14 protein-coding genes and 1 other annotated feature are annotated in these 18,345 nt (G+C 37.1%); of the genes, 10 read left to right on the top strand and 4 right to left on the bottom strand.

Translation table 11 applies throughout. The features are described from left to right. Positions 1 to 37 precede the first annotated feature (37 nt). Positions 38 to 1,624: a 2-isopropylmalate synthase gene (locus SporoP32a_RS10440; protein ID WP_085427822.1), complete on the bottom strand. Its 1,587-nt coding sequence runs from the start codon at positions 1,622 to 1,624 to the stop codon at positions 38 to 40. Between the two features lie 59 nt (positions 1,625 to 1,683). Continuing rightward, positions 1,684 to 1,922 (bottom strand) — a binding site (T-box leader). A gap of 234 nt (positions 1,923 to 2,156) precedes the next feature. Next, the gene (locus SporoP32a_RS10435) at positions 2,157 to 3,047 is read right to left on the bottom strand and encodes a stalk domain-containing protein (RefSeq protein WP_085427821.1); all 891 of its coding nucleotides are present in this window, start codon (positions 3,045 to 3,047) and stop codon (positions 2,157 to 2,159) included. A 526-nt stretch (positions 3,048 to 3,573) separates the two neighbouring features. Here SporoP32a_RS10435 and ahpC point away from each other — a divergent pair. The 3 genes from ahpC to SporoP32a_RS10420 all read left to right on the top strand — a co-directional run bounded on the left by ahpC (position 3,574) and on the right by SporoP32a_RS10420 (position 6,606). Next, the gene (ahpC, locus tag SporoP32a_RS10430; RefSeq protein WP_085427820.1) at positions 3,574 to 4,143 is read left to right on the top strand and encodes an alkyl hydroperoxide reductase subunit C; all 570 of its coding nucleotides are present in this window, start codon (positions 3,574 to 3,576) and stop codon (positions 4,141 to 4,143) included. A gap of 109 nt (positions 4,144 to 4,252) precedes the next feature. Continuing rightward, the gene (gene ahpF / locus SporoP32a_RS10425; protein ID WP_420542315.1) at positions 4,253 to 5,734 is read left to right on the top strand and encodes an alkyl hydroperoxide reductase subunit F; all 1,482 of its coding nucleotides are present in this window, start codon (positions 4,253 to 4,255) and stop codon (positions 5,732 to 5,734) included. 530 nt (positions 5,735 to 6,264) lie between these two features. Continuing rightward, positions 6,265 to 6,606 carry a toprim domain-containing protein gene (locus SporoP32a_RS10420; RefSeq protein WP_085427818.1) on the top strand — a complete coding sequence of 114 codons (342 nt, stop codon included), beginning with the start codon at positions 6,265 to 6,267 and terminating at the stop codon, positions 6,604 to 6,606. A 634-nt stretch (positions 6,607 to 7,240) separates the two neighbouring features. Here the strand turns inward: SporoP32a_RS10420 and SporoP32a_RS10415 are convergent. Then, positions 7,241 to 8,029, bottom strand: a complete 789-nt coding sequence (locus SporoP32a_RS10415; RefSeq protein ID WP_085427817.1) for a S1 family peptidase — start codon at positions 8,027 to 8,029, stop codon at positions 7,241 to 7,243. Positions 8,030 to 8,189: 160 nt separating this feature from the next. On the opposite strand from SporoP32a_RS10415, the gene SporoP32a_RS10410 reads away from it, so the two are divergent. The 5 genes from SporoP32a_RS10410 (at position 8,190) to SporoP32a_RS10390 (ending at position 13,335) form a co-directional block, all read left to right on the top strand. Then, entirely contained in the window at positions 8,190 to 8,858 is a 669-nt protein-coding gene (locus tag SporoP32a_RS10410; protein ID WP_085427816.1) for a response regulator transcription factor, read from the top strand. Next, entirely contained in the window at positions 8,855 to 10,273 is a 1,419-nt protein-coding gene (locus SporoP32a_RS10405; RefSeq protein WP_085427815.1) for a sensor histidine kinase, read from the top strand. The genes SporoP32a_RS10410 and SporoP32a_RS10405 overlap by 4 nt, the downstream gene beginning before the upstream one ends. Positions 10,274 to 10,402: 129 nt before the next feature. After that, positions 10,403 to 11,791: an FtsX-like permease family protein gene (locus SporoP32a_RS10400; RefSeq protein ID WP_198166143.1), complete on the top strand. Its 1,389-nt coding sequence runs from the start codon at positions 10,403 to 10,405 to the stop codon at positions 11,789 to 11,791. A 12-nt stretch (positions 11,792 to 11,803) separates the two neighbouring features. Next, positions 11,804 to 12,463, top strand: coding sequence for an ATP-binding cassette domain-containing protein (locus tag SporoP32a_RS10395; RefSeq protein ID WP_085427813.1), 660 nt, complete (start codon positions 11,804 to 11,806; stop codon positions 12,461 to 12,463). A gap of 527 nt (positions 12,464 to 12,990) precedes the next feature. Then, positions 12,991 to 13,335, top strand: coding sequence for a toprim domain-containing protein (locus tag SporoP32a_RS10390; RefSeq protein WP_085427812.1), 345 nt, complete (start codon positions 12,991 to 12,993; stop codon positions 13,333 to 13,335). Positions 13,336 to 13,515: 180 nt separating this feature from the next. On the opposite strand, the gene SporoP32a_RS10385 is transcribed toward SporoP32a_RS10390, so the two are convergent. After that, positions 13,516 to 14,310, bottom strand: a complete 795-nt coding sequence (locus SporoP32a_RS10385) for a hypothetical protein (protein WP_085427811.1) — start codon at positions 14,308 to 14,310, stop codon at positions 13,516 to 13,518. A gap of 132 nt (positions 14,311 to 14,442) precedes the next feature. Here SporoP32a_RS10385 and SporoP32a_RS10380 point away from each other — a divergent pair, with 132 nt between their 5' ends. Beyond that, a complete protein-coding gene (locus tag SporoP32a_RS10380) occupies positions 14,443 to 16,353 on the top strand; it encodes an ATP-dependent nuclease (RefSeq protein ID WP_085427810.1) in 1,911 nt (636 codons plus the stop codon). Positions 16,354 to 16,355: 2 nt separating this feature from the next. Next, entirely contained in the window at positions 16,356 to 18,254 is a 1,899-nt protein-coding gene (locus SporoP32a_RS10375; RefSeq protein ID WP_085427809.1) for a UvrD-helicase domain-containing protein, read from the top strand. Positions 18,255 to 18,345 lie beyond the last annotated feature (91 nt).

The raw sequence follows: 18,345 nt of genomic DNA, 5'->3' as shown, positions 1-18,345 counted from the left end.
GGCAACTATCCGCGGATAGTTGCCTTTTCATATTGAATTAAATACTTACAATATGCGTTTTCATAGTCGTTTCTTTTATTCCAGCTACAATGACACTATTAATCGCGTTTATATAAGCTAGTGCACTCGCTTTCAAAATATCCGTGTCTGCTGCTTTTGCGATATAGTTTTCTCCTTCATGCGAAATGGTAATTTTCACTTTTCCTAGCGCATCTTTGCCCCGTGATACACTGCTAATATCGTATCCAATCAATTTCACTTGAATATTCGTAATTTCTGCAATGGCGGAATATAGCGCATCAATCGGACCTGTTCCAACAGCACTCGATTTAAAGACTTCTTCACCTTTGCGAATCTTAACGCTCGCTGATGGGAAACTTGAGTTACTGACAACTTGCAGATCTTCAAATTCAAAGAAATGATCGCTGTAATTTGTTACATTGTCTTGATCATGTTTTTCGTAATAATTTTCTACAATGATATACAAATCATGATCATATACTTCCTTTTTCATATCTGCCAACAGTAAGAACCCTTCAAAAACCCCTTCAAATTCTTCAGGTTTCATATGAGTAAATCCAAGCTTTTCAAGTGCATTTTTCACCGCATGGCGTCCTGACCGCGCTGTTAAAATCAGTTCCATATCATCCAGTCCTACATCTTCTGGATGAACAATTTCATACGCATCACGGGATTTCAATAATCCGTCCTGGTGTATTCCGGACGAATGGGCAAAAGCATTGTCTCCTGTAATCGCCTTATTCACTTGCACATCCAATCCCATGAAGCTAGATACTAGACGTGATGTATTCATAATCTCTTTCGTGTTGATTTGTGTATTGACATTATAAATGGAGCTTCTTGTTTTCAATGCCATTACTACTTCTTCAAGTGCCGCATTTCCTGCTCGTTCCCCAATTCCGTTAATTGTACACTCTACTTTATCTGCGCCGTTCTTCACCGCCGCTAAAGTATTGGCAGTCGCCATCCCCAAGTCATTGTGACAGTGGACGCTTAATAGTACATCTGGATTCAGGTTTTTCATGCGATCATTTAATTTGTAAATTAACGCCCCAAATTCTTCCGGCTCCGCAAAGCCAACTGTATCAGGTACGTTGATCATCGTGGCGCCAGCTTTCATGACAGATTCAATTGTATGCCACAAGTACTCAAATTCTGAGCGTGAAGCATCTTCTGTTGAATACTGTACTTGAGGCATTAATGTCTTTGCATACTTTACTGCATCGACACCTATTTGAAGGATCTGATCTTTTGATTTATTGAACTTTTTCTCCACATGAATATCTGAAGTTCCCAGCACCATATGAATCATCGGATTTTCTGCGTACTTTACTGCGTTATATACTGAATCGATGTCTGCTTGGACTGCGCGTGCCAGTGCAGTGATCATGATATCGTTTGTATTACCTACCCTCTCAGCGACAGCTTTCACCGCATCGAAATCTCCTTGAGACGAAGCAGGAAATCCCGCTTCGATAATATCGACACCAAGCTTTTTGAGTTGTTGCGCAATCTCCACTTTTTCATATAGATTCAATTTAGCCCCTGGCACCTGTTCTCCATCGCGTAATGTCGTATCAAATACCCAAATTTTTCTACTCATCTCTATGCACTCCTTTTTTATAAAAAATAACAACAAAAAACCCCGCCTCTATATCGAAATATAGAGACGAGGTTATACTCGCGGTACCACTCTAATTGATCTGCCTATGAGACAAATCCACTTATCGACAGCCATCACTGTCTATCCTATTAACGGAGGAAACCGACATCCCTTACTGTAAAACTTTCAGGGAGTGACTCATGGATGAGTTCAAAATGTGCGCCTACTGATTTCCACCAACCATCAGCTCTCTACAAAGACACAAAACATTTCTACTAGTTCCACTCTTAGTCTGCGATATACTATTGAACGTTATATTACATATCCCTGAGATCTTTGTCAATAGATTTAAGTAAATTGTTTATATTTTCTGTCAAAAACCTTCGTTCTAATGCTGCGTCAAATAGCTAGGACGTATAGGCGACATGATGAAAACTAGGAAAGCCAAATATCTTTGTTTAGAAATTTAGTAACTCCATGTAAATAGCGAAAAAGGCAGAAGCCCGTGGGCATCTGCCTTTTTTCTATTTATTCACTTCATCATTTCTTCTATAAGCGCCACTGGGACATACGTTTTATTCGGTTCAAGAAGCTCTGGCGCTACTTCAAACTTCATCAATGATTTATTATAGCCGTATTCCTTCTGACCACGGGTAATCGTGTAAGATGGTGCCCCCTTTGATACTATGGCACCAACACCCGTAGAGTCTACTACATATCCAAGTTTTTCGGCAAGCAGACGTAGAGGAACCATCTTCACACCATCGACCATGTACTGATCATTTTCGATAATCTGCTCAACTGTAGCATCCTCGTCTACTGCTTCTATCTCATCAAGCAAAACAACTTTTTCTGGTGAAGTCTGCGCAGGAATACTTCTTGTTGTCACTTGATAAAATACTAGCAAGTCGTTCCCCTTTAAATCATCCACCTTCACTGGATCACCTGAAGCACTTGAAATATCTGAACTATCATCTACATTTAGCTGCAATTTCAAGTATGGATCGACCAATTCATCGTCAAATATTCCAACTACCGCCGTGCTTTCTTCATCCTTTTCCACAATGACTACATCAGGTGTATACTGCGGAGGAAAAATCAGGATCATTGGTTTATTCGAATCTGTATACGCAGATACGCTATCTCCTATTTTCAGTTTGGTCTTTTTTCCGGCATTATCGTAAATGAGCGTCTCTTCATTCACAGCCAATACGAATTGTTCTTCTTTTCCATCAAGTGTATAAAGAGTCAAGCCATCATTTTTCTCAACATCTTCAATTGTTCCTTCCACTTTAATAAAAGCTTTTAAATCCGATGTCATTTCTGTCTTCACATTCTCTTTTGCAAAAGTCATTCCAGGCACCGCTACACTTCCTACAAGTAATGCAGACAGCGCAAACGGGATAATTTTATTCAATTTCATGAAAGACACGCTCCTTTATATATGTTCTATTTAGTAGTCGTATGAAATATGAAAAGGTTACAACGTTTAGAAAAGCATTTGATCTAATCGCTTTTTTAGTACGCTCTTTTGTTAGCTCCTCTACTACCTTCTAAACAATTCCCCTCCATAAGATCCGATCCAATTAACTATAATCAATCAGGTTAGTACTGAATATTTTCAATAAACTTGTAAAACAAGAGCCAATCGAGAAACGGATTTTTTAATTGATAATATAGTAGCTACATCCAAGGATACAAACTTCCCTTTTTAATAACAATATAGATAGATCATAATAGTAAAACCTTTCAACATACACAATACATATCAATCATATCCACTCTTCAAAGTGTAAGTGTTGACAATCAATTACACTTATACGATAATGATTATGTAATTAGAATTATTATAGTTAGTTGATGGCGATTAACTTTTATAGTGAATGCGGTTTAGATTTTAGTAATATGGCCAAAACTAGCTATAAATATCATTTAGGAGGAATTTGTTTATGTCACAAATTGGTAAAACAGTAGAATCATTTAAAGCTTCAGCTTACAATGCAGGTAGCGGAGAGTTTATCGACGTTACGGATGAAAACTTGAAAGGTCAATGGAGCGTTGTTTGCTTCTACCCAGCTGACTTTACTTTCGTTTGTCCAACTGAACTAGAAGACCTTCAAAATCAATATGCAACACTAAAAGAACTTGGCGTAGAAGTGTACTCTGTTTCAACAGATACACACTTTACACATAAAGCATGGCATGATCACTCAGAAGCAATCAGCAGCATTAGATATATTATGATTGGTGACCCATCACAAAAGATCTCACGTAACTTTGATGTGTTAGATGAAGAAGCTGGTCTTGCTCAACGCGGTACATTCATTATTGACCCAGATGGTGTTGTACAAGCAGCAGAAATCAATGCTGACGGCATCGGTCGTGACGCAAGCACTCTTGTAGGTAAAATAAAAGCAGCTCAATATGTTCGTAACAATCCAGGCGAAGTTTGCCCAGCAAAATGGGAAGAAGGCAGCAAAACACTTAAACCAAGCCTAGACCTTGTAGGAAAAATTTAATTTAAACAGCGGGGGCATCCCCGCTTTTTTTAAAAGATAAAAATATTGAGGAGTTTGATTAATCTTGTTAGAACCAGATATAAAAGCACAATTAGCTCAATACCTCGAAATGATGGAAAATGACGTGCTTCTGAAAGTTAGCACGGGGTCTGATCAAGTTTCTAATGACATGAACGGTTTAATGAATGAATTAGAAATGATGTCACCCCACATTAAAGTAGAGAGAACTGAGTTGGAAAGAACGCCTAGTTTTAGTATAAATCGTATCGGAGAAGATACTGGCATCACTTTTGCAGGTGTCCCACTTGGACATGAATTTACTTCATTAGTACTTGCTTTATTACAAGTAAGTGGACGTGCTCCAAAAGTTGATCAAAAGCTGATGGATCAAATCAAAGCAGTTGAAGGTAAATACCATTTTGAATCGTATATAAGTTTGAGCTGTCAAAACTGTCCTGAAGTTGTCCAAGCTCTCAACATTATGAGTGTCCTAAACCCTAACATAACTCATACAATGGTTGATGGTGCGGCATTCAAAGAAGAAGTTGAAAGCAAAAAAATCATGGCTGTTCCAACGGTATTTTTAAACGGGGAAGAATTCTCAGGCGGTCGTATATCACTGGAAGAAATCCTTGGCAAAATGGGGAGTGCTCCAGACGCTTCGGAACTTGAAAATAAAGAGCCGTTTGATATGCTCGTCGTCGGAGGAGGTCCAGCAGGTGCAAGTGCTGCTATTTATGCGGCGCGTAAAGGGATTCGTACAGGTATTGTAGCAGATCGTTTTGGTGGTCAAATTTTGGACACGGCTACGATTGAAAACTTTATTAGTGTTACTCGCACTGAAGGTCCAAAACTTGCCGCAAGTCTTGAAGAACACGTGAAAGAGTACAACGTAGACGTGATGAATTTACAGCGTGCGAAACGTTTGGAAAAGAAAGACCTAATTGAAATCGAACTGGAAAACGGTGCTGTTCTAAAGAGTAAATCCGTTATCCTTTCAACAGGTGCCCGTTGGCGCGACATTGGTGTACCTGGCGAAGCCGAATTTAGAAATAAAGGGGTCGCATACTGCCCACATTGTGATGGTCCATTGTTTGAAGGCAAAGATATTGCGGTCGTTGGCGGTGGAAACTCTGGCATTGAAGCAGCAATTGACCTTGCTGGTATTGTAAAGCATGTTACAGTTCTTGAGTTTGCTTCCGAGTTGAAAGCCGATTCTGTTTTACAAGATCGTCTTCATAGCCTTTCGAACGTCACTGTACTGAAAAATGTTCAAACGAAAGAAATTACAGGTACCGATAGTGTAAATGGAATTACGTACATTGACCGTGCCACAAATGAAGAACATCATATCGAATTAGCTGGCGTCTTCATTCAAATTGGTCTCGTACCGAACACCGACTGGCTAGGTGACTCAGTTGAACGTAATAAGTTCGGCGAAATTGTTGTCGATAAGCGCGGCGCAACAAACGTGCCTGGCGTATTTGCTGCAGGAGACTGCTCGGATAGCGCGCACAAACAAATCATTATTGCAATGGGATCAGGCGCCACTTCTGCTTTGAGTGCGTTTGATTATCTAGTTCGAAATTAATGGCTGGGCATGATTTATTGCAATCATGTACCTAAAGTAGGGATAAATAAACGAATCAGACTCATGACTCGTTCGACCCTTTCACCCTATCGTACGTACAAGCTCACATACGGCAATTTAATAATTTGAGCGTACGAACGGGTACAATTCGGATCTATACATATATCCGAATTGTACCCGTTTTCTATCTGTTAAAGACCTACGGAGTATAGAACCTACGAAAATCCCCCAGTAACCCTTACGATGATTTACTTGAAGAAGACTTCCACGCTTCTCTTTCAAATAAATTAATCAAACACTACATTATGCGATAACCCGCACGTCTATTTTAGCTGTATTTCCTTGTAGTAATAAATTCCGCACATTTTTTTATATCGAAGTACTTATAGGGAGCACTAGGTTCCAAAATATTTCTGAGTTCAATGAAAACTAGGCATCCTATAACAATATACTTACAGACTAGCCCTCCGCCCCTGAATAAGCTATCATTATAGGATAACTAATCTTTGTATATCTGAAAGAGGTGCCCCATGAAACCAGTAATCCTAGCCGAAAAACCAAGCCAGGCAAAAGCGTATGCCGATGCTTTCACTTCTCGAAAACATGACGGCTATATGGAAATCAATCCGTGCCCGACATTTCCGGAAGGGGCTTTTTTGACGTGGGGTGTCGGGCATCTCGTGGAATTAAAAGAACCGCACACGTACAACCCGTCCTGGAAACGTTGGTCGCTTGGGAGCTTGCCCATCTTACCCGAGCGTTATGAGTTTCAGGTAGCCCAGGGGAAATATAAGCAGTTTCAGGTCGTGAAGAAATTGATTCGCGGAACGAATACTGTCATCAATGCCTGTGACGTACACATATCTCTATAAAGTTATATGTACATAATAAACAATCTTATCCTTAGTAAGATACTACATAGATATCCCGCAAAATTTTCAATTGCACGTAAATAAAAAATGCACATAATCAGAGTTAGCATCTGGATTTATGTGCATTTTCATTTTTTTTCTCATTCATTTTTTTAATTATTATCATCTAGTTTCTACGATTGCTCAACCATTTCTAGAATGTTGCTTCAAACCTCTTTCTTTATGTTTTTATTAAATGTACAAGTATTTATATACGTAGATTTAATAAACTCCAAATCAAAAAGTCCCATTACTTTTAAATAGATGAATGGAAATGGTTATTCTTAGTAACCGTTCAATTTCCTTTAGTCGATATTATAAATAAGAAAAAGATACCAGAGCCATAAAATTTTAGGTCAAAAAAAGCTGTGGGTCCCTATTTGTGTATAAGCAAATGTGAGACACAGCTTTTTTATAGAAATAGCCTTGTTCGATAGGATGTGCATTCGGATGATTTGATGTCAGCCTAGTTGTTAAATAGTGTTCTATAGGGTTTTGGCTTTCAGTCAATTCTTCAATACTACACACTTTCAACCATCCCTTGTCCAAACTCCCCTTCGAAAAGCTCTTCCAATTATGCGCTGATATAAGAACATCATCTATTAATTTCAATAAATTTATATATCTCGTCTGTCAGCAAAAAGCCGAAACCCATAATCTCACCGTCGGCTCCATCATTGCTCGCATTCGATAAGCCAATCACTTTCCCATCCTCATTGAATAAAGGAGATCCCGAATTGCCATGTGTAATGAAGGCATCGTATGCTAGGTAGTTTTCGCCTAAAAACATTAAAACTTTCCCTTTACTATCCCATAGTGTTCCATCTTCTTTATCACCTGGATAGCCGATTGTGTTGACGGCATCTCCTACTTCGACTTTCTTTATATCCTCCAGTGAAGCAAGCTCAAAATGCTCAATATTGTCATCGATTGTTTGTCCATCCTCGGTCGGACTTACTTCAATGATTGCCAAATCTATTTCTTCAGTTTGAGAAGGCGTGACCTTTTTCACTTTATAATCAATCGTCTCACCAGAATCATTTTTTACACGGACAATCATCTTATTTTCCTCGACAGAGTCTACGACATGCCTATTCGTCAAGATTTTATTATTGCCCATCAAAAATCCTGTACCGTGTTCTTTTTTTCCTGCTTCTCCAATCCATACAATTGATTGGTATTTAGTATTTTCAACCTGTTGAATTTCAGTTCTACTTTTATCTTTATCTTCGTCTTCTATTTCAACCGTCTTTCCATTTTCAGCTGCATCTTTTTCTAGCTCCGTTATCGTTTCTTGGTCTACTTTTTCCTTCGTCATACCGCAACCGGTAAGTACAAGTATCCCCCCAATTAAAAGAGCTTTTAGTCCAAACTGTCTTCTCATAATTTTTTTCCTCTCTAGTTCTTTTTGTCGACACTGCTAATTTACAATGGCAATATGAAACGTAGATGAAATTAAATAATATTTATCGGTTGATATGAAATAACCATGCATTGGTAGTATGATCATGTTGATGAAATACAGCAGAAATGAGGAATCGACAATGAAAAAAAGGATTTTAGTAGTAGAAGATGAGGAAACGACACGAGAAGGCATTGCCGAATATCTCACAGTGAAAGGGTATGAAGTGGTGGCTGTAGAGGACGGCGAAGACGCGATTCACGAATTTAGCCGCACGGTTTTCGACTTAGTCGTTTTAGATATTATGCTTCCAAAAGCGGACGGCTTTGACGTTCTGAAGACGATTAGGGATTCAAGCCGGACTTCGGTACTTATGCTAACTGCGATGGACGACGAGTACACACAAATCATGAGCTTCGAGGAACAAGCGGATGATTATATGAGTAAACCATTTTCCCTTGCCGTGCTAGAAAAGCGGATTGAGGCCTTGCTCAGAAGAAGCAGGCCTGATTATAACAGGGAATTATGGATATATGGGGATGGAAAAGTGGATTTCTCCGGCTTTAGTGCAACCTATCAAGAGGAAGCGGTCGATGTCAAACCGAAAGAAATTAAGTTATTGCAGCTATTGGTCGAGCATCCCGGACAAGTCCTTACGCGCGAGCAAATTTTAGACAAATTATGGGATTATGAGGAGGCACCACTAGACCGTGTCATTGATGTGTATATTAAGAATCTTAGGAAGAAGCTTCATCTTGACTGCATAAAAACCGTAAGAGGCGTCGGATATAAATATGAGGAATCTGTATGAAAAAGCTGAAACTATTTCCGAAGACCTTCCTCTACACGATGGGCATTATGAGCATTATCGTCTTGCTCGTCCACGGGCTCATGTATGTCATGCTCCCCTCTTTTTATCTTGAACAGAAGAAAGAAGAAGTGAATGTGAAGGCGAATGAGCTGATGAGCGCATTGGAGAAAACAAATGAAGCGCAAGCCGTGAAAATCGCCGAGCAATATGCGATCCAGCATAACGTGAATATTACGCTTTTTATTAACGATAAAGCTTACAGATACCAAGGGTTTACACCTATTGATATTTTCTTCGACCCTGGAATGGAAGAGGAGCTATTCGAAATCCCTTCAGAGGTGGAAATCAATACAGCTCAACTAGGCGAAACAGAGTCACCTCAAGTCATCCTTGGGAAGCGTACATTTGAAAATGAAGATTATTTGCCTTATGAATTTCATCTTTTATTAAGCATTCAACCGGTAAATGAGACGAAGCAAGTGGCTTTCAAATTACTTCCTTATTCGATAGCCATCAGCTTTATCATTTCCCTTATTGCTGCCTATATTTACAGTTCGGTCATTACAAGGCCCATCAAAAACATCCTGTCCGCCACAAAAGATATGGAAAAACTAATCAAGGATAGCCATTGCCTTGTCGAAAGCGAAGACGAAATCGGGATGTTAGCAGAAAACATTAACTCTCTATATGACACCTTATGGAATACGATTGAATCGCTTGAACAAAAGCTCAATGATATCAGCGAGGTGGAAAAAGAAAAAGTAGAATTCTTACGAGCTGCTTCCCATGAATTGAAAACACCGTTAACATCCTTACATGTTTTATTGGAGAACATGAGATATGAAATTGGTAAATACAAGGACAGGGATTTCTATTTGGGACAGGCCCAAGAGATGGTAATGGATTCCACCAAAATGGTGCAAAACATATTAAATACGAGCAAATTGCAGACCGTCTCACACGAAGAACAGAAGGAGAATGTAGATGTCAGGGAAGTTTTATTAGAGACAGTCGATTCCTATAAGATTTTGGCGAAAGCAAAAGAAATCCAATTGACCCTACAAATAGAAGATACTTGCTTCATCTATATGAATAAGAATGCTTTGAGAAAAATATTCTCCAATCTTCTAGCGAATGCCGTCAACTATACTCCTAGGGGAAAAAGAATCGTACTCCGAATTGCGGAAGGACAGATTTCCATCGAAAATGAATGCACGCCACTTTCAGAGGAAGTATTGGCGCAAGTTTTTAAAGCTTTTTACCGACCAGACTTCAGCAGGAATCGAAAAGACGGTGGAACGGGTTTAGGCCTGTACATTGTAAAAGATATTTTGACACATACAAATCTCCGCCACTCTTTTACGCCGACTGACATAGGGATGAAATTCATCATTGAATGCCCCCCGACTCAATAGGAATAAAGTGATCAAGATAGTTTTGTAGAAAATTCCTCTACAGGCTATCTTTTTTCATTTTCTTGAATTCATATAGGTTTCATATTGCATCTGTAATCTATGTTTTGTAAAGCAAAGGAGGCATTTGGAATGTCAATGATAAAACGTGCATGGTATTACGTCACAAGAAAAAAGAGCAAGTCGCTGCTCATGTTCCTCATTCTGTTCGGAATCGCCACTGCGACAATTAGCGGAATTGCAATTAAAAAGGCGACTGTAGATACGAGAAGCAAACTCAACCAATCGATCAATGCTAGCTTCACGCTAGAAAATAATTTACAGAACAATATGGGAGTTGGTAGCCGTGGCCTGGGGAATGTACCCGCTTCTGCAGTCGAACAGATTAAGTCGATTGACGGAATTACAGAAGTCAATGCAAGTATGCTAGGTGAGGTTGATCTGATTGATTTACAAAAAGTGAAACTTACGAATCCCAGGGTCCAGTATAATGAGTCGCTTGAAGCGTATAAGAACTTCTCCGACTTGGAAGGAATGACAGATTCTTCTTTAGATAATAAATTCATCAGTGGAGTCCTTTCGCTTTCAAAAGGAAGACATATTACGAAAGAAGATACACAGAAAGTGCTAGTGCATGAGGAATTTGCAGAACTGAACGATCTAAAACTGCATGATAAAATTTACGTACAGGCAAGTGTATTATCTTCGGTTCCACCAAACGAAGCTGTAACAAAAGAAAAAATGGCGCTTGAAATTATAGGGATGTTCAGTGGAAGCAATATGGATAGGGCGACGACAGAGCATGAACTAGTAGAGAATGCCATCATCTCAGATATGCAAACAGTTAAGTTACTGAGAGGGTATAACGATACGTCGGCCATCTACCAAAATGTCAACTTCTATCTAAATGACCCGAAAGAGCTGCCCACCATACTTGACAAGGTAGGCAAACTGCCGATTGATTGGTCAAATTACCAAATCACAAAGTCTTCCAATGACTATCCGGCGTTAACAGCTTCCTTGGATAGCATGGATGAACTCATCAATAAGATGCTGATTGGAATTATCGTCATCAGCGCAATTATCTTATCGTTAGTTCTTGCTTTTTGGGTGAATGGAAGAATTCATGAAACAGGTGTCTTACTATCATTAGGCGTCTCAAAAATAAACATCATCACTCAATATGTTGTTGAATTAGTAATTATAGCTGTCGTTAGTTTCGGTCTGTCCTATTTCTCAGGCCAAGCGATTGCGCAAAAGATTGGGGATAGCATGGTTCAGCAGGCTAGTGAAGTAGGTGCAATGAGTGCCCAGCAAGATCTTGGAGGGATGCAGCTAGGAGCGGATCCCAATTCGGGTACATTCACAAAAACATTGGACGGTATCGATGTATCCATTACACTCGCTGAAATGGGGTATGTATGGTTCATCGGTGGATTGATCATCTTGCTGTCAGTCAGTATCTCTTCCATCTTTATCATTCGGTTGAAACCGAAAGAAATACTTTCGAAAATGAGTTAGGAGTAGATGAACATGGCAATTTTACAACTGAAAAATGTTTCATATGCATACAAAAACAACAAGAATAAAAAAATATTGAACAGTGTAAGCACGGAATTCGAGAAAGGTGTGTTTTATGCCATCCTTGGTACATCCGGATCCGGCAAAACGACATTATTGTCGTTGCTTGCCGGATTGGATGAGCCACAATATGGCGAAGTGAAATTCACCGGAGAAGATATTAAGGTGAAAGGCTATCGGCATCACCGGAAAAACCAAATTTCACTAGTCTTCCAAAATTATAATTTGATTGATTACATGACGCCTTTGGAAAACTTGAAGCTTGTCAACAAACGGGCTGATAAGCAGATCCTGTTAGATTTTGGATTGGATTTAACGGATATCAAACGTAATGTTTTGCAACTATCAGGCGGGCAGCAGCAGCGTGTGGCGATTGCAAGGGCGTTAGTGACGGACGTTCCGATCATTTTAGCAGATGAGCCAACCGGTAACTTAGATGCAGAGACTGCGGATGATATTATTGGAGTTTTAAAGCAGAGTGCGCATATGCAAGGAAAATGCGTCATTGTCGTAACCCACAGTAAACACCTTGCGAATCAGGCCGACGTGGTTCTTGAATTAAAAAATCAAAAACTTTTGCAACTAGAAAAAACCATGCCAACGCGATTCTGATTGATGAAAATAATCGATTGAAAGAAAACCATGAGGAATCCAAGAGGGATATGCTCTAATGATACTTGTATTGTAAAAATAGGAGAACAAGATTATTGTTACTTATCCGCTGACAAAATGTCACGATTGTCGGTTTTAGATTCCTTAATGCCATTCATTTACGCATAGAATTCGGAAAAGGGCTTTGAGATGAATTTTAAAGACTATATATCAATCTATGAGATTTCAGTTGAGAAATTTAATAAAAATCCAAACAGCGTATACTTTATTAGTAAATTTAAAGAATTAATACAGAGGCTACCAGCTGAATGTAAAATAATATAAATTGATTTAACAACTAATCACCTTATAGAAAAGCACAATAAAAATGTTAAAGAATTATTTTTAAAAGAATCAGTGAATCACTTTGTTAGGAACATATATGTTCTTAATTGGCCTTAATAATGCATTTGGAAACCACCTCCGTATATGCGATAATTCAACTATAAGAACTACTGTATCATCGCAAAAAGAAAAGAGGTGTTCCTATGAAACCAGTTATTGTAGCCGAAAAACCATCCCAAGCAAAAGCCTATGCAGAAGCTTTCACGGTGAAAAGCCGCCACAAAACACATATCGAACTTGCCAATAGTCAACTTTTTCCGCACGGCGCTATTATTACCTGGGGTGTCGGCCACCTTGTCGAATTAAAAGAGCCTAAAGCCTATGATGCACGCTGGAATCGGTGGACACTTGGCAGTTTACCAATTTTACCCGAACGCTATGAATTTCAAATTGCGAAAGGCAAATATGCACAGTTTCAAGCGGTGAAAAAATTTATTTTATCAGCTTCAACAGTGATTAATGCATGTGACGTACACATATCTCTATAAAGTCTCGTGTACATATCAACATAAAATATCCTTATCACTGCACTATATAGATATCTAATAAATACTTGTAATGTACGTAAATATAAAAATGTACATAACCAGATTAACAATCAGGATTTATGTACATTTTTATATTGCGAAGCATTTTATTAGTTCTAACTTTTAATGATATTTACTAAATCAAGAATAATTTCGATCATATCTTTTTAAGATTTCAAGTGTTGATATTTGCACAAGGTTTAAGCGAAATATGGAATCATCCTCATTTGAAAGTCCAGGATGGGATCCCTCTGGATGAAGTCGTTTCCAAAACGTCTCAAAGAATCCTTGGCCATTATCTAACCACTCATTTAATTCTTTATAAAATATTGGAGGATCTACTTTTGATAATTCAACTTTAGCCATTTGACTACTAGAAAAAGGCTGTCCAACTATTTTTTCGGCTAATTTATTTAACAATTCTTCGACGTAGCTCCTTAGTTGACTATTGCAAGCTGCCCAATCACCACGATTAAATGCATTAGTCGCTTGACTATAATGACCTTTTGCTATTTCTAGATTATGCTCATCAAGTAATTTTCCCAATAAAGTTTCGTTGGTATTAAAGTTTATATCTGTGTCAAATGTTCTAGTTAATTTACCATCTACTATTACGAATCCATCTTTCAATAGAAGTCTTCTTAACTGTGGATAATTAATAAATTCATTGTTATCGGTATCGAAATGATAATTATTTGATATCGTCTTGCTAATAACATCTTCAACAATTTCATATGTCAAATTGTCACCTAGAATTCCAGGAGTTTTTGGATTTTCCAATAAAAATTTACCAATAGCTAGCACCCTTTCATCTTTATTATTTCCTACTGCAATTTTATCTAATTCATATCTGAAAGCATAAGTACTTAATTCAGCGTGAGAGTTTAAGTCCCGTAATAAATACATAAAATCCATTATCGTTGCCCTTGAAAACATCACTATTCCCCCTTTATTGATATTATATTGGTCTGCAATTAATTAAACAAAGGTTACGTACGAAATATGCTTATTTTCTAAATATAGTTTACCATTGAATATAAATACCTAATAGAATAGGAGCAATGAATCATGTATTTAGCGGAGTTAAAGATCTGGAACTTTAGAAAATTTTCCTCAAATGAAGATAGCCCTGGCTTAGCTCTTAATTTCACTCCTGGATTAAACCTTTTAGTTGGTGAAAACAATTCGGGAAAAACAGCAATTGTAGATGCAATAAAATACACCATACATACTCAGAGCTACGAGAGCATTAGAATTGAGTATGAGGATTTCCATCTATCTGTCGGAGAAACCGATGAAACAAAAAGAGCTAGTGAATTTCGTGTCGAGTGCATTTTCAGAGGATTTAGTAATGACGAGGCAAAAAATTTTTTAGAGTGGCTAGGTATGGAGAAAAATAATCAGGGCAAATACGAATATTATCTTAAAGTATTTTTAATTGCAAAAAGAAAGAAAGACACTATTTATTATGATATTAAAGCAGGACCGGACCATGAAGGAAAACAACTTAGTGGAGAAGCAAGAAACCTTTTAAGAAGTACTTACCTTAAACCTTTACGAGATGCTGAAAAGGAAATGTCACCCAGAAGAAATTCTCGATTAGCACAAATCTTAAACAGTCATGATGCATTCAAAGGGAAAGAAGAAGAACATTATATTTTTGAAACTATTAAGGAAGCAAATGAAAAGATTCAAAGTTACTTCAAAGGTATAGATCATGCCGGAGCACCATTACCTGACCAAGAAGGTAAGAATTTATTAGAGGAAATCAATAACTACTTAGAGGAGTTCGGAGGTATTAATAATAAACTCCAATCAAATTTTACTTTAGCAAGATTAAATCTGAAAAGCATACTTGAAAGATTGAACCTAGAAATAACAGATAACAAATCAGGACTGGGTTCTCAAAATTTACTATTCATCGCAACGGAATTGTTACTTTTAAAAAGAGACTCATATCAAGGCTTAAAACTGGCACTGGTCGAAGAGATTGAAGCTCATCTACATGTCCAAGCACAAATTAGACTGATTGATTATCTTCAGGAAGAAGTAAAAAGTTCCGATGTTCAATTAATTATGACTACGCATAGTACTGACCTTGCATCAAAAGTACGACTAGAAAATTTAATAATCTGCAAAGATGACAAAGCTTTTCCTATGGGACAAAATTACACAACTTTAGATAAAGGCGACTATTTATTTTTAGAACGCTTCTTAGACTCGACTAAAGCAAACCTGTTCTTTGCACAAGGGGTCATTCTGGTGGAAGGTGATTCTGAGAACTTATTATTACCGACAATCGCAGATATAATAGAGAAACCTTTCTCCAAGTACGGTGTAACTGTAGTTAATGTGGGCAATACAGCTTTTTTAAGATATTCAAGGATTTTTAAAAGACAACATCCAGAACTCGGAGTGTTAAATATTCCTGTTGCAGCAATAACCGATAACGATATTAAGCCCGATTGTTACAAAACGAGAGAGCCAGAAGTTAACACAAAGAGCGATTTAGAAAAAGTGAAATCTATAGAACAAAGAAGAACTGATAAAAGCAATAATATAGATGGTCAGAATGTAAAATTGTTTATATCTCCTGATTGGACATTAGAATATGATATCGCATTGGGTAGACTACAAAAAGAATTATTAACAGCAGTTCTTAGTGCAGAAAAAATAGGAAACAGTAATATCATCGGTTTAACACCTGAAAAGGAGAAAAAAATTTCAAAGGACATTGACAAAATATATGAAGAATGGGAGAAAGATGGCACTTCTAATGAAGATAAGGCTTTTTATATTTATTATGATTTAGTACTAGGAAAAAAAATATCAAAAGCAATAATCGCTCAATGCTTTGCCGAGATTTTAGAAAAAAAGAAAGAAGAGGATCACCAAGATATTAAGCACAAGATTATTAGTGATTCGCAATTGCAGTATCTTGTACTGGCAATTAACCATGTCACAAATGGAGTTGAGTAATTATGCTACTTACGGATGATGATATTTTATACGCGGAAAGTTTATTATTAAAAGAGGGGGAATCTTTTAACGATGAACGAAGAAATATTATTAAAAATTTAGATAATGTAGATATATTAGCGAGTCCAGGTAGCGGGAAAACAACTGCCTTACTAGCGAAACTAGCAATTTTAAGTACAAAACTTTCATTTGAGAATAATAAGGGTATTTGTATTCTTACTCATACCAATACTGCCATTGATGAAGTGAAAAGTAGATTAGGTGTATCAGGAAATAACCTTTTTAGATACCCAAATAACTGTAGCACGATACAATCTTTCGTTAATCAATTCTTGGCAATCCCAGCCTATGTACATTTCTATGGAAAAAGGCCACTCAGGATAGATAACGAAATATACAATGAAGTTATCAGTAAAGAATTTTATAACCATTTACCTTGGAATTTACAATATGGTATACAAAAAATGAACATAAATGTAACAAAGATTAGATTCAATTTAAACGATGCTACTTTGGTAAATGGCTTGTATGGAAACCCCATTTATAAGAATCGCGAGAGCGCTAGCTATATTGCTCTAAAAAAGTTGAAAGAGAATATAATGGAAGAAGGTATCCTTTGTTATGATGATGCATATTACTTAGCTTTTAAATATCTCAGAGCGAACCCTGATCTTAAAGAGCTATTTTCTAAACGATTTCGTCATCTTTTTATTGACGAAATGCAAGATACAATGGAACATCAGATTGCTATACTTGGTTTGATTTTTGATGAAACGGTTATTATCCAGAGAATTGGCGATCCCAATCAAGCAATATATGACGGCTCCAATGCCACCGGAAGTTGGGATATTAACAAAGAATCTATTCTTCAAATATCGGACAGTAAGCGTTTTTCGCGTAAAATAGCATCTGTTGTACAAAATATATGTATTACTCCGCAAGAATTAGTTGGAAATCTGATGATTGAGGAAATAGCCCCTCGTATTTTAGTTTTTAACGAAGATAACCAAGAAAATGTATTCTCACATTTTTCGAGATTAATCATTAAAAACAACCTCCATACACATGATGAAAGTATTTTTAAAGCCGTTGGATGGGTAGCAGAGCATGAAAATGAATCAGGTATAACCAATTACCGAAATTCATATAAAAAAGAACTTAAAAAGAAACAAGATTTTAATCATTTAAAGAGTTACTTACTAAAAGGCAATAACGATGAAATTATAAATAACGGTAGTAATTACTATAGATCAAGAATTCTAAGAGGTCTTTTAAAAGCACTAAGAATAATGAATGAAAAAAACAACAACAAATACTTTACAGGTCGATCGTTCTTGATATATCTCCAAGAAAATAATGAAGATGTTTTTAATCAATTATTATTAAATCTTTCTATATGGTGCTTAAAAATTCAAAACGACGAAGAAATATTGGACGAAGTAATTTCCTTCATTACTTGTGAAATTAAAGAGATTTTTAATTGGAGCGACATTTATAGATTAGATGTTTTTCTTCAAGCAAATTTAGAGGATGTAACGGTGGAACATCAGATACCAACTAACGTTTTTACTTTTTCAGAAGATGATATAGAAGTTAACATAGCAATTTCTTCGATTCATGGTGTTAAAGGCGAGACGCATACTGCAACACTTTATCTGGAAACCTTTTATTATGACTATGATATTAAACGAATAATTGAGTATTTGAAAGGACAGCACATTAAAACCACCGCAAAAAGAAAATTACAAAACCTAAAGATGGCCTATGTCGGAATGACACGCCCCTCCCATTTACTCTGTGTAGCAGTTAGCGAAGAGACTATAAGTGGACATGAGGAAGAATTGAAGATAGCTGGTTGGGAAATTGAGTACCTTGATAAAGTAACAATAGCCCAACCTTAGAATTATATAGCCTTTTTATCTGTATAGTATAACTTGTATATTTAATTTAGATATATAATTCACAAATTTATTATTTAACACTAAATGGAGT

Source organism: Sporosarcina ureae, from assembly GCF_002109325.1.
In the GTDB taxonomy this organism is placed as follows: Bacteria; Bacillota; Bacilli; order Bacillales_A; family Planococcaceae; genus Sporosarcina; species Sporosarcina ureae_C.
Note: the sequence above shows the minus strand (reverse complement) of the source record. Positions and strands in the feature narration are given on the sequence as shown.

What these genes read in the sequence shown, in the direction of transcription:
- SporoP32a_RS10440 (WP_085427822.1), bottom strand. Translation starts at nt 1,624, where the DNA reads ATGAGTAGAAAAATTTGGGTATTTGATACGACATTACGCGATGGAGAA.
- SporoP32a_RS10435 (WP_085427821.1), bottom strand. Translation starts at nt 3,047, where the DNA reads ATGAAATTGAATAAAATTATCCCGTTTGCGCTGTCTGCATTACTTGTA.
- ahpC (WP_085427820.1), top strand. Translation starts at nt 3,574, where the DNA reads ATGTCACAAATTGGTAAAACAGTAGAATCATTTAAAGCTTCAGCTTAC.
- ahpF (WP_420542315.1), top strand. Translation starts at nt 4,253, where the DNA reads ATGATGGAAAATGACGTGCTTCTGAAAGTTAGCACGGGGTCTGATCAA.
- SporoP32a_RS10420 (WP_085427818.1), top strand. Translation starts at nt 6,265, where the DNA reads ATGAAACCAGTAATCCTAGCCGAAAAACCAAGCCAGGCAAAAGCGTAT.
- SporoP32a_RS10415 (WP_085427817.1), bottom strand. Translation starts at nt 8,029, where the DNA reads ATGAGAAGACAGTTTGGACTAAAAGCTCTTTTAATTGGGGGGATACTT.
- SporoP32a_RS10410 (WP_085427816.1), top strand. Translation starts at nt 8,190, where the DNA reads ATGAAAAAAAGGATTTTAGTAGTAGAAGATGAGGAAACGACACGAGAA.
- SporoP32a_RS10405 (WP_085427815.1), top strand. Translation starts at nt 8,855, where the DNA reads ATGAAAAAGCTGAAACTATTTCCGAAGACCTTCCTCTACACGATGGGC.
- SporoP32a_RS10400 (WP_198166143.1), top strand. Translation starts at nt 10,403, where the DNA reads ATGTCAATGATAAAACGTGCATGGTATTACGTCACAAGAAAAAAGAGC.
- SporoP32a_RS10395 (WP_085427813.1), top strand. Translation starts at nt 11,804, where the DNA reads ATGGCAATTTTACAACTGAAAAATGTTTCATATGCATACAAAAACAAC.
- SporoP32a_RS10390 (WP_085427812.1), top strand. Translation starts at nt 12,991, where the DNA reads ATGAAACCAGTTATTGTAGCCGAAAAACCATCCCAAGCAAAAGCCTAT.
- SporoP32a_RS10385 (WP_085427811.1), bottom strand. Translation starts at nt 14,310, where the DNA reads ATGTTTTCAAGGGCAACGATAATGGATTTTATGTATTTATTACGGGAC.
- SporoP32a_RS10380 (WP_085427810.1), top strand. Translation starts at nt 14,443, where the DNA reads ATGTATTTAGCGGAGTTAAAGATCTGGAACTTTAGAAAATTTTCCTCA.
- SporoP32a_RS10375 (WP_085427809.1), top strand. Translation starts at nt 16,356, where the DNA reads ATGCTACTTACGGATGATGATATTTTATACGCGGAAAGTTTATTATTA.